The 12002-nt window shown below is 63.7% G+C and carries 9 protein-coding genes; 3 read left to right on the top strand and 6 right to left on the bottom strand.

Going from position 1 to position 12002, the window contains the following annotated elements:
* Positions 1-4 precede the first annotated feature (4 nt).
* Positions 5-1927 carry a PrkA family serine protein kinase gene (locus OX460_RS11270; protein WP_099666829.1) on the bottom strand — a complete coding sequence of 641 codons (1923 nt, stop codon included), beginning with the start codon at positions 1925-1927 and terminating at the stop codon, positions 5-7.
* 578 nt (positions 1928-2505) lie between these two features.
* Here OX460_RS11270 and OX460_RS11265 point away from each other — a divergent pair.
* Entirely contained in the window at positions 2506-3537 is a 1032-nt protein-coding gene (locus OX460_RS11265) for an adenosine deaminase (protein WP_289898671.1), read from the top strand.
* Between the two features lie 21 nt (positions 3538-3558).
* On the top strand, positions 3559-6090 hold the full coding sequence (locus OX460_RS11260; RefSeq protein ID WP_289898670.1) for an FtsX-like permease family protein: 2532 nt from the start codon (positions 3559-3561) through the stop codon (positions 6088-6090).
* On the opposite strand, the gene OX460_RS11255 is transcribed toward OX460_RS11260, so the two are convergent.
* Both OX460_RS11255 and OX460_RS11250 read right to left on the bottom strand, forming a co-directional pair.
* On the bottom strand, positions 6087-7094 hold the full coding sequence (locus tag OX460_RS11255; RefSeq protein WP_099666832.1) for a response regulator: 1008 nt from the start codon (positions 7092-7094) through the stop codon (positions 6087-6089). The two genes, OX460_RS11260 and OX460_RS11255, sit on opposite strands and share 4 nt — an antisense overlap.
* 3 nt (positions 7095-7097) lie before the next feature.
* Complete coding sequence (locus tag OX460_RS11250; protein ID WP_289898669.1) at positions 7098-8324, bottom strand: HAMP domain-containing sensor histidine kinase; 1227 nt, start codon at positions 8322-8324, stop codon at positions 7098-7100.
* A gap of 224 nt (positions 8325-8548) precedes the next feature.
* Between OX460_RS11250 and cqsA the strand changes: the two genes are divergently transcribed.
* Positions 8549-9796: an alpha-hydroxyketone-type quorum-sensing autoinducer synthase gene (cqsA, locus tag OX460_RS11245; protein ID WP_289898668.1), complete on the top strand. Its 1248-nt coding sequence runs from the start codon at positions 8549-8551 to the stop codon at positions 9794-9796.
* A 5-nt stretch (positions 9797-9801) separates the two neighbouring features.
* On the opposite strand, the gene OX460_RS11240 is transcribed toward cqsA, so the two are convergent.
* From OX460_RS11240 to OX460_RS11230, 3 genes are read right to left on the bottom strand one after another with little or no spacing between them, the layout of a single operon-like run.
* A complete protein-coding gene (locus OX460_RS11240) occupies positions 9802-10251 on the bottom strand; it encodes a MarR family winged helix-turn-helix transcriptional regulator (protein ID WP_099668394.1) in 450 nt (149 codons plus the stop codon).
* A 57-nt stretch (positions 10252-10308) separates the two neighbouring features.
* Positions 10309-10656 carry a GIY-YIG nuclease family protein gene (locus OX460_RS11235; protein ID WP_289898667.1) on the bottom strand — a complete coding sequence of 116 codons (348 nt, stop codon included), beginning with the start codon at positions 10654-10656 and terminating at the stop codon, positions 10309-10311.
* A gap of 3 nt (positions 10657-10659) precedes the next feature.
* On the bottom strand, positions 10660-11937 hold the full coding sequence (locus OX460_RS11230) for an MFS transporter (protein WP_289898666.1): 1278 nt from the start codon (positions 11935-11937) through the stop codon (positions 10660-10662).
* Between the last annotated feature and the right edge of the window lie 65 nt (positions 11938-12002).

The following is a 12002-nucleotide window of genomic DNA, read 5'->3' as shown; positions in this document are numbered from 1 at the left end:
CGCGCTAGGATGACTTGCGCACGCGCAAGTACCATTCGCATAACAGGCGTACCTGCTTGGCCGTATAGCCTTTTTCCACCATGCGGGCCACGAAGTCGGCGTGCTTGTTGGCATCGTCGGCGCTGGCCTTGGCATTGAAGGAAATCACGGGCAGCAATTCCTCCGTATTCGAAAACATTTTCTTTTCAATGACGGTGCGGAACTTTTCATAACTGGTCCAGGCGGGATTCTTGCCGCCGTTCGAGGCCCGCGCGCGCAAGCCGAAGTTCACGATTTCATTGCGGAAATCCTTCGGATTGGAAATGCCCGCCGGTTTCTCGATCTTCTCGAGTTCATTGTTCAGCGATTCGCGGTCGAAGCTTTCGCCCGTGTCCGGATCGCGGTATTCCTGGTCCTGTATCCAGAAATCGGCAAACGTCACGTAGCGGTCGAAGATGTTCTGCCCGTATTCCGAATAGCTTTCCAGGTAAGCCGTCTGGATCTCCTTGCCGATGAATTCCACGTAGCGCTGCGCCAGGTGCTCTTTTATATAGGAGAAGTAGCGCTGCTCCAGTTCCGGCGCGAACTGCTCGCGCTCGACCTGCTGCTCCAGTACATATAATAGATGCACGGGATTGGCAGCCACTTCGGAATTGTCAAAGTTGAACACTTTTGACAGGATCTTGAAGGCAAAGCGCGTCGACAAGCCGTTCATGCCTTCGTCCACGCCCGCGTAATCGACGTATTCGTGCATGGACTTGGCTTTCGGGTCCGTATCCTTGAGGTTTTCGCCATCGTAGACGAGCATCTTCGAGAAGATGCTGGAGTTTTCCGGGTCTTTCAGGCGCGACAGGATGGCGAACTGCGCCATCATGCGCAGGGTGCCGGGCGCGCACGGGGCCTTGACGAGCGAGGAATTGGCCACCAGCTTGTCGTAGATCTTGATTTCATCGGACACGCGCAGGCAATACGGCACCTTGACTATATAGATACGGTCAAGAAACGCCTCGTTGTTGCGGTTGTTCTTGAACGTCTTCCATTCCGACTCGTTCGAGTGGGCCAGGATGATGCCGTCGAACGGAATCGCGCCGAAGCCTTCCGTGCCCTTGTAGTTGCCTTCCTGCGTGGCCGTCAGCAGCGGATGCAAGACCTTGATGGGCGCCTTGAACATTTCCACGAATTCCATCAAGCCCTGGTTGGCCAGGCACAGGCCGCCCGAATAGCTGTAGGCGTCCGGATCGTCCTGCGCATAGTCTTCCAGCTTGCGGATGTCGACCTTGCCCACCAGCGAGGAAATATCCTGGTTGTTTTCGTCGCCCGGCTCCGTTTTCGAGATGGCGATCTGTTTCAGCACGGATGGATAGCGCTTGACGACGCGGAACTGGTTGATATCGCCATTGTATTCATGCAGGCGTTTCACGGCCCACGGGCTGGGGATGTTGCGCAGGTAGCGGCGCGGGATGCCGTAATCCTCTTCCAGGATGGTGCCGTCCTCTTCCTCGTTGAACAGGCCCAGCGGCGATTCGTTGACGGGCGAACCTTTCAGGCAATAGAAGGGCACGTGTTCCATCAGCGACTTGAGTTTTTCCGCGATGGACGACTTGCCGCCGCCGACGGGCCCCAGCAGATACAGGATCTGCTTGCGCTCTTCCAGGCCTTGCGCCGCGTGGCGGAAGTACGAGACGACTTGCTCGATCACCTCCTCGGTGCCGTAGAACTCGCGGAAGGCGGGGTAGATCTTGATGATCTTGTTGGCGAAGATGCGCGACAAGCGCGTGTCGTTGCGCGTGTCGACCAGCTGCGGCTCGCCGATGGCGGCCAGCATGCGTTCGGGCGCGCTGGCGTACGTCAGCTTGTCCTTCTTGCACAGGGCCAGGTAGTCGGTGAGCGACATTTCCTCTTCGCGGGTGCGCTCGTAGCGTGCTGCATAGTTATCAAAAATGGTCATGTCAATGTCCTTTAATGTAAACCCGTACTGCCAGTCACCATGGCCGCCCGCCTGGCACTCGCCTGGGCTTGCCGCTTGAACTTTTCCTGTACCCCGTATCGATTTTTATTGTTGTTTCAAGCCCGGCTGTCTTTGCGAGTCCGGATTGCCCGGACCAAAAAACTGGCGCTTGATGCCGTGTGCTGACGTGGCCAGCCGGCTTTTTTTTCACTGTTGATAGCGCTTGCTGCACCTACCATTACCCCATGAAATTTATTATTGCTCTAAAGGATCAGGAAGTCAAAAGATATGTCGGCATATCCTTAATACTTGTTTGTAAATTGTTGATTTAATTGGATAAATCATCAAATTTTTCATCGGTTCCAATGAACTTTTGTATACCTTTTAAACCATCATACGACAATTCGCCAGCGCGTGCCGGAGCCGGCCATGGCGCTGCCGCAGCCTGCGCCATGGCGGCCTGGCGCCGGTGAGGCTGGCCATCTTGCGCTAAGATGCCTGCATGTCTGATGGCCCTGCGCGCAGCGCGTGCGCGTGCGCGAGCCAGCATTTTTATCGTCACCCTATAAGGAACACCCATGATGAACCCCCAATTGCGCGCGATCGTCCGCGGCATGCCGAAGGCCGAACTGCATATCCATATCGAAGGCTCGCTGGAGCCAGAACTGATTTTCGCACTGGCAGAGCGCAATGGCGTGCCTCTGGGCTATGAATCGGTGGAACACTTGCGCAGCGCCTATGCTTTTACGGATTTACAGTCTTTTCTCGACATTTATTACGCTGGCGCAAGCGTGCTCTTGAAAGAGCAGGATTTCTATGACATGACGCAAGCCTACCTGCGCCGCGCCGAAGCCGATAACGTGCTGCACACGGAAATCTTCTTCGACCCGCAAACCCACACGGCGCGCGGCGTGCCCATTGCCGACGTGATCAACGGCATCCACCGCGCCTGCCAGGACAGCCCCGTCAGCGCCGCCCTGATCCTGTGCTTCCTGCGCCACTTGAGCGAGAAAGAGGCGTTCGAGACCCTGGAAGACGCCTTGCCGCACCGCGATAAATTCATCGGCATCGGCCTCGATTCCTCGGAAGTGGGCAATCCGCCCGAGAAATTCTCGCGCGTGTTTGCCCGCTGCCGCGAACTGGGCCTGCACCTGGTGGCCCACGCGGGCGAGGAAGGCCCGCCGGCCTACATCCGCACGGCGCTCGACGACTTGCAGGTCGAACGCATCGACCACGGCGTGCGCTGCCTGGAAGACGCGGACTTGACGGCCCGCCTGGCGCGCGAACAGATCGCCCTGACCGTCTGCCCCCTGTCGAACACCAAGCTGCGCGTGTTCGACCAGATGCATGACCATAACCTGGTGCAATTGCTCGAGGCGGGCTTGCTGGTGACGGTGAACTCGGACGATCCCGCGTATTTCGGCGGCTACATGAACGACAATTTCGACGCCATCTTCGATGCGCTGCCGCTGGGCCTGTCCCACGCGCAACGCCTGGCGCGCAACGGTTTCATCGCCGCCTTCCTGCCGCAGGCGCAGAAAGACGCCTTCCTCGCTACCGTCGATGCGTATTTCGCGCAGCACGCCGCAGCCCACGGCAGCGCGCAGTAACTCTATAAAGACCCGCCGCCCATGTTCCGCCTCTCCCTGAAAATGACCGGCCGCGACTGGCGCGCCGGGCAACTGCGTTTCCTGCTCGTCGCGCTGATCGTCGCCGTGGCGGCCCTGTCGGCCGTCGGCTTCTTCGTCGACCGCCTGCGCGCGGGCTTGAACCGCGACGCGCACCAGCTGCTGGGGGCCGACCTGGTCATCAGCGCCGACCAGCCCGTCAATGCGGCCTGGCGCGCGGAGGCGCAGAAGCGCGGCTTCATCCTGGCCGACACGGTGACGTTTCCCAGCATGGCGCAGGCGGGCGAGGGCGAGCAATCGCTGTCGCAACTGGCCTCCATCAAGGCCGTCTCGCCCGGCTACCCGCAGCGGGGCAAGCTGAAAATCACGACCAGCACCAGCGAGGCGCAGGATGCCGTGGGACGGCCAACGGACCAGGTGCCGGCGCCCGGCACCCTGTGGGTCGATGCGGCCATCCTGTCCAGCCTGAATGCAAAGCTCGGCGATACGCTGACGCTGGGCGACAAGGCGTTTACCGTCACGCAACTGATCGCCAGCGAGCCGGACCGAGGCGCGTCCTTCCTCAACTTCGCTCCCCGCGTGATGCTGCCCTTGAGCGACCTGGCCGCCACGGCGCTGGTGCAGAACGGCTCGCGCGTGTCGTACCGCTTGCTGTTGTCGGCGCCGCCCGCCAAGGCGGGCGAGCTTGCGCAATATCAAGCCTGGCTGGAAAGCCAGATCAAGACGCAAGCCATCAAAGGCGTGCGCATCGAATCGCTGGAATCGGGCAGCCCGCAGATGCAATCGACGCTGGACCGCGCCGACCGTTTTCTGTCCCTCGTCGGCTTGCTGTCGGCCATGCTGGCGGCCGTCGCCGTGGCCATGGCGGCGCGCCGCTTTATGCTGCGCCACCTGGACGCCTGCGCCATGCTGCGCTGCCTGGGGCTGACGCAAAACCAGGTCACGGCCATGTACGTGATCGAATTTTTATTGGTCGGCCTGGCCGGCAGCGTGGTCGGCGTGATGGTGGGTTTCGGCGGCCACCTGGTGCTGCTGGAACTGCTGGGCAAGCTGGTGCAGAGCGACTTGCCGCCCGTGTCCATGCTGCCCGCCCTGCAAGGCGTGGCCACCGGCATGCTGTTGCTGCTCGGCTTTGCCCTGCCGCCGATTTTGCAGTTGCGCAATGTCCCCCATAACCGCGTGATCCGCCGCGAGCAGGAGCCGCCGCAGGCGCTGGCCCTGGCCACCTACGGCCTGGGCATCGCCGCCTTCGTCGTGCTGCTGTTGTGGCAAGCGGGCGACGTGAAACTGGCCCTGCTGACGGCGGCCGGCTTCCTGGGCGGCTTCGCCCTGTTCGGCCTGGCCGGCTGGCTGGGCATCCGCTCGCTGAAAACCCTGCGCGGCGCCTTCAACCACCAGGGCTGGCGCTTCGCCGTCACGTCCCTGCAGCGCCGCCCGGGCGCCACCGTCATCCAGGTGGTGTCCCTGGCCTTGGGCCTGATGGCCTTGCTGCTGCTGACGGTAGTGCGCGGCGACTTGATGGTGGCCTGGCGTAACGCCACGCCGCCGGACGCGCCGAACCGCTTCATGATCAATATCCTGCCGGAACAGAAAGACCCCATCGCCGCGCGCCTGGCCCAGGCCGGCGTGGCCAATGCGCCCTTGTATCCGATGATACGGGGGCGCCTGGTGGCCGTGAACGGCAACGCCATCACGGAAACCACCTACGAGGACGACCGCGCCAAGGGCCTGGCCGACCGCGAATTCAACCTGTCGACGATGGCCACGATGCAGGAAGAAAACAAGCTGGTAGCCGGCAAGTGGTTCGGCAATGCGCCGGGCGCGCCAGCCGAGGCGTCGGTGGAAGAAGGCATCGCCAAGACCCTGAAGCTGAAGCTGGGCGACAAGCTGCGCTTCGACATCGCCGGCCAGCCCGTGGAAGCGGCCATCACGAGTTTGCGCAAGCTGGAATGGGGTTCGATGCGCGTCAATTTCTTTGTCATCATCAATCCGGCCGCCATGGCGGACACGCCGCAGACGTGGATCACGGCGTTTCACCTGCCGCCCGCGCAGGCCGACCTGGGCAATGCCTTGCTGCGCGACTACCCGAACCTGACGGTGGTCGACGTGGGCGGCGTGCTCAAGCAAATCCAGGGCGTGCTGGACCAGGTGGTGACGGCCGTCGAATTCCTCTTTGCCTTTACCTTGGCCTCGGGCTTGCTGGTGCTGTATGCGGCCTTGATGGGTTCGCAGGACGAGCGCACGCGCGAAGCGGGCCTGCTGCGCGCGCTGGGCGCCACGCGGCGCCAGCTGGCGCAGGCGCAGCTGATCGAGTTTTCCCTCGTCGGCGCGCTGGCCGGCCTGTTGGCGGCCTCGGGCGCGGCGGCCATGGGCTGGGCGCTGGCCACGTACCAGTTCAAGTTTGCCTGGAGCTTCGCGCCCGGCGTATGGGCCTTTGGCTTGCTGGCCGGCGCCCTGTGCGCGATCGCCGGCGGCTGGCTGGGCTTGCGCAATGTGCTGAAACATCCGCCGCTGCAAACCTTGCGGGAAAGCTAGGCTCCCACGCTGTCGTCCGCCTGCGCGCGTAAAAATTGTGCGTAGGACATGACTGGCTGCCCCAGCTGGTGCGGCGGCACGTCGAACAGGGCCCAGAAGTAGGTTTCGCGTCCCAGGCAGATGGTGGGTGCGGCGCAATAGCGGAACCAGTTTTCGCCGATGTGCGCCGCATACATGCCGTCGCTGTCGGCATCGGAAAAGTACGGGATCACGCGCATTTCCAGCAAGGCCAGCAGCAGGGACTCGGGCGCGTCGCTGTCGCGCGCCATTTCGTACTGCGTGTGCAGGCTGCGTTCCGTCTCGATGATCATCAGGCGGGCCTGGCCGTCGCGCGTGAAAAACAGGATGCCGCAGGGATTCGGGAAAATATAGAACTCGACAAAGCCATGGCGCCGGCACAGCTCCTGCACGACGGCGGCCATGGCTTCGTCTTGCAGGAAACTATAGTCGTGCAGCAATAGCAAGTCGCGCACGGTGTCCGACTGCTGCAGGAAGAATTCGCGTTGCAGGGAAACGATTTCCTGTTCCAGGATATCGAGCGCATCGTCGTCGCTCTTCTTGACGTAGCGGTCGATCAAGCCCCGGTTGAAGGCCGTCACGGCCACTTTTTCATCGGCCGCGCCCGTAAATAAAATCTTCTTGCACGGCAAGTCACGCACGGCCTGGCAGAATTCCAGGCCATTCATCTGCGGCATCGAATAGTCGACCACCAGCACGGAGGGCACGGCAAAGCGTTGCGCCTGGCCGCTGATGCGCCAGATGCGTTCGAGGTCGAGCGCCACGTTGCGCTGGTCACGCGGCAGGTTTTGCGTGTCGAAATTGACGTGCAGCGGCGTCTCGCCCGGCTGCGTGCTGTGGCGCAGCCAGTGCAGCGCGCTGCTGGTGTCATGAAAGGTCAGGCGCGCCAGCGCGGGATCGAGCTGGAACGCCAGGCTTTTCAGGAAGGAATCGCTGTCATCGATCAATACGGTCAGGGTCGGATGGGAGTAGACGGGCAGTTGCATGCATCACCTTGCGGGGGAAGAGGGTTGTAAGCGGGCAGGCAGGGGCTGGGGAAATTCCAGGATGAAAATCGCATACGCATGCTCGCGCGACACGCAGCGGATGCGCGCCTGCCAGGCCGTGATGATCTGCCGGCACAGGGCCAGGCCGATGCCGCTGCCGTTGTGTACGGGATACGAATAAAAACGCTCGAAGATCAGCGGCAGGCGGTTTTTCGCGATGCCGCAGCCCGTGTCGATGAACAGCAGCCTGGGCACGGGGCGGGCGCCGTCGATGATGATGCGCACGCGGCCCTTGCCGGCCCGCTGGATGGCTTTCAGCGCGTTCCTCAGCAGGTTCAGCAGGATCACCACGCACAGTTCGTCCTGGCCGGCGAACTGGAAGTCGGCGCGCACGTCCACCTTGACGCGGCTGCGCTGGCTGTTGCCGGTGAATGGGTAGCGCTTCAGCACGGAATTCACCATCGCCAGCATCGACAGCGCCTGGCTGGGCTGCAGGTTGCGGTTCACGGCGCTGGCGCTCATCAGGAACAAATCGATCATGTGCTGCATGTGGCGCACTTCGAACTGGATGCGCGACAGGGCTTCCTGCAGCGGCGGCAAGTCGTGCGCCTGATCGGCCAGTTGCGGCAGCAGCCGGCGCATGCCCCGCACATTGGCTTCCACGCTCGTCAGCGGCGTGCGTAGCTCGTGCGCCACGGAACCGAGCCCGGCCGACAGGCCGGCCAGCCGTTCCAGTTCCAGCACCTTGCTGCCCACTTTCACCACGGACAGCGCGGCTATGGTGAACCAGTGCACGGGCAGTTGCTGCAGCACTTCACGCTGCAGCAGGAAGTCGCCTTCCCCCTGCAGGATGACGGCCAGGCAGGCGGTGCTGGTGCCGATCAGGTAGGCGCGGCAAGCCAGCTTCGTTTCGAAATGAAACAGCACGACCAGGCCGATCAGCAGCGATTCGCTCCAGATGGACGACGCGTGGTTCATCAGAAACATGAAGGTAAAGAAGAAGGGCAGGATGTAGCTGAGCGCGAACAGCAGGTAGCGCGACAGCCAGCGGGCCGAGAAGTGGCGCGCAAACAGGCCGACCGCGCAGATGCCCACGCCCGTCAGGCGCAAGGTCAGGTTTTCATAGGCTTGCGGAAAAAAGTAATTCCACAGCAGGTAGTACAGCGGCATCGCCACCGTGCCCACGGCGGCCAGCATGGCGACCCTGCCTGCCAGGTTTTCATGGGGCATGCGTTCATGCAGCAGCGAATGGAGCAGGCGCCTGCGCCAGTGTGTCCATCGTCCTTGCAATTGCTGCGTCATGACTCTGCCTTGATTCTCTTCAGAACATTATCATCGCGTAAATTTTCTTGGTTGAACGGGTATCTCATCGGACATTGATATACGTCAATGGATGGGTTCGCGAGACGGTCAAGGCTTTAAGTCGCAGCAAACCTTTCCCCAGGAGAAAACTCATGACCATCGCTACCAGCTTGCACGCCCCATCCTTCGTCCGCGCAGAACACTGCTTGCCAGACTACATCGTGCGGCGCATGGATGCGCACCACGTCACGCGCATCGAAAAGCTGCTGGGCGGCCAGCATCCCCATGCCTGGCAACCGACACCAGCCCATGCCATTTTCCTGGCCGGCAATGACTACCTGTCCATCGCCGCCGAGCCGGCGCTGGTGGCGGCCCAGGTGGCGTCCCTGCAGGCGAATGCGGGGGGCATGCTGATGTCGGCCGTGTACTTGCAGGAAGGCAGCGAACAGCACCGGCTGGAAAGCCGGCTGGCCCGCTTCATGGGCAGCGAGGATGGCATCCTGGCGCAATCCGGCATGGCGGCCAACGTCGGGCTGATCCAGTGCATCGCCAGCCCCGGCATTCCCGTCTACCTCGACATGCAGGCCCACGCCTCGCTGTGGGAAGGCGTGCTGTCGGCGCAGGCCCAGGCCGTGCCCTTCCTGCACAACGACATGACGCACTTGCGGCGGCAAGTGGAAAAGCATGGCCGCGGGGTGATCGTCGTCGACGCCCTGTACAGCACCAACGGCAGCCTGGCGCCGCTGCTGGAATTGCTCGACATCGCCGAGCGCAGCGACTGCGTGGTGGTGGTCGACGAGTCGCACTCGCTGGGCACGCATGGCCCGCAGGGCGCGGGCCTGGTGGAGGCGTGGGGACTGGGCCACCGCGTGCATTTCCGCACGGCGTCGCTGGCCAAGGCCTTCGCGGGCCGCGCCGGTTTCATCAGCTGTTCCAGCCGCTTCAAGGGGTACTTCTTGTCAGAATCGCGCCCCGCCATCTTCAGTTCCTGTTTGCTGGCCCACGAGCTGGCGTGGCTGGGCGCGGCGCTCGATTTCATCATGGCCGCCGACGAGCGGCGCGCCACCCTGCAACGCCATACGCTGCAGGTGCGCGAAGGCTTGCGCGAACTGGGCTACAACGTCAGCGATGGCACGGAGCAGATCGTGGCGCTGGAAGCGGGCGGCGAACCGGCCACCCTGGTCCTGCGCCAGGCGCTGGAACGGCAAGGCATTTACGGCGCCATGTTTTGCGCCCCGGCAACGGCGAAGAACCGCGCCCTCGTGCGCCTGACCCTCAATGCGGGGCTCGACGGGGCGGCCATCGAGCGGGTGTTGGCGGGCTGCGCCGCCATCCGCGCCGAAGCGGGCGTGGAACACTGGCCGTCGACGCGGCGCCTGCGCAGGCTGGCGCTGGTGTAGCGTCGTCAGCCGGCCAGCCGGCCCAGGAGGGCTGAAAGCGCTCCCAGCTGTTCTGCCGGCGCATCCTGCAGCAATTCGCGCCCCACCGCCTGCGCGGTGGCGCTCGCATGTCCCAGCAATTCCTGGCCGGCGGCAGTCAGCACGGCATAGCCGACGCGGGCGTCGCGCGCATCGGCCTGGCGCGCCACCAGGCCGATCTTTTCCAGTGGCATCAAGGAGCGCGTGACGCCGGAGGCCGTCAACGCCAGGCGCTCGGCCAGGTCGATGCGGCGCAGGCGCGCACCGGGCGCGCGCTGCAGCTGGTACAGCAATTGATAGTCGCTGAAGCTCAGGCCATGCAAATTGCCCAGGGCGCTGTCGAAGCGGCGCACGATGAGCGCCTGGGCGCGCGCCAGGCGCAGGCAAAAGTCCAGCGCGCCATCGGCGTCCGGCGACGGGAGAGTGTGATCGTTCATGGCGTCCATTTTATCCGTTGCGAAATGCTTGAGTGCGCAAGTGTAAAGCAATGCCGCTCAATACAGCGGCTGGCCTTGCTCCAGCCACTGTGCGCGGTGCAAGTCCAGCAAGGCGCCCAGTTCGGCGTCCGCATCGAAGGCGGGGTCGTCGGGCAGCTTGAGCGTATCGATGACGGCGCAGGAAAATGCCGCCGCGCCATCGCGCCGCCAGTCCGCCTGCAGCAGGGCGTTGCGGTGCTTGCCCAGGTTCAGCTCGAAGCGGTGCCGGTTCAGCATGCCGGGCGCGTTGCGGCTGCTGTCGAGCAAGGTGCGCCCGCTGGGCAAGTGCCGCAAGGCGATGATACCCAACGGCGGCGGCAGTTGCCGGTAGTGCGCTTTCAATGTTGCCTGTCGTGTCTTGTCCATGTTTTACTTCTCCGATATCGTTTGCTTGATCGTTTCCGGTCCGGCGATGCGCGGGATGGCGGTAAATAATGCGGCCGCCACGGCGGCCGCCAGCAGCAGGGCGCCACCGCCGCAGAACAGCTCGCCAACGCTCAGGTGGCGCAGCAGCGCGCCCGTGGCCGCCGCCGACAGCGGCGCCAGTCCCAGGAAGATGCCCATGAACAGGGCCATCGCCCGGCCCAGCATGGCGGGCGCCACGCGCCGCTGTATCCACGTAAAGATGGCCACCTGCAAGTAGCCGCCCAGCAACCCTGTCACGGCCAGCAGGGCCGCGCCATGCCAGGCCGAGCTGATTTGTCCCAGCGCCATCAGCAGCAGGCCGACGACCGCGTCGACGAGCAGCAGGGTGGCGCCGAAGCGGCGGCGCAGCCAGGCGCCGCCCAGGCTGGACGCCAGCATGCCGGCCAGGGTGCCGGCGCCATGCGCGCCCATCAGCAAACCCAGCGCGGAGGCGCCGTGCAGGCGCTCGCTGGCCAGCACGGGCAAGGCCACTTGCAGCGGCCCCATGACGAAGAACGCCACCACCGCCCAGTACGCATAGCAGCTGCGCAAGGGAAGGTCGCGCCACACCATGGCCAGGCCCGCCGCCATGTCGCGCCACATGCCCTGCGCCGCCGCCGCGGCCAGTGGCCGCAGGCTCACTTGCCGCAAGGTCCACGCGGAGAACAGGAACGTCAGCGCATCGATGGCAAAGGCGGCGGCCAGCGCCGCCATGGAGGTGTGCTGCGCGCCATCGTGGGCGCCGAGCACGAGCGCCGCCAGCAGGGGGCCGGCCAGCAGTGACAGCTGGCGCGCACCCATCTGCAAGCCATTGGCGTTCTGCAGCGATTGCGGCGGCACGGCTTGCGGCAGGATGGCCGTGCCGGCGGGAATGCCGAAGGCGGCCGCGATACCCAGCGCCAGCGCGGCCGCATACGCGAGCGCCAGGCTGGCCTGGTCCAGCAGCAGCAGAGTGGCCAGCGCCAGCAGGATGGCGGCGTTCGCGTATTTGCTCAGCAGCATCACGCGCCGGGGCGAATAGCGGTCGGCGATGGTGCCGCCCAGCAAAATCAGCACGGCGCGCGGGGCGCCCATCAGGGCCACGGCGATACCCAGGCTGAGGCTATCGCCCGTCAGGCTCAGCACCAGCCAGGGCAGGGCCAGCATGCTGAACTGGTCGCCCAGCATGGAGACGAGGCCGCCGCCCAGCAGCCAGCGGAAGTTGGTATTGCGTAGCAAAGGGGATTCTGCGGTGGTGGGCATGGTTGACTTGTCCGTGTTTAAAGATTGCATAGTAGTTGATAAAAGCTTGAGTAGTCAAGTATATT

The sequence above is a fragment of the Janthinobacterium sp. SUN033 genome (genome assembly GCF_030397595.1).
Taxonomy (GTDB): Bacteria; Pseudomonadota; Gammaproteobacteria; order Burkholderiales; family Burkholderiaceae_D; genus Janthinobacterium; species Janthinobacterium kumbetense.
The sequence above is the reverse complement of the archived record's forward strand: the minus strand, read 5'-3'. Positions and strand labels throughout refer to the sequence as shown.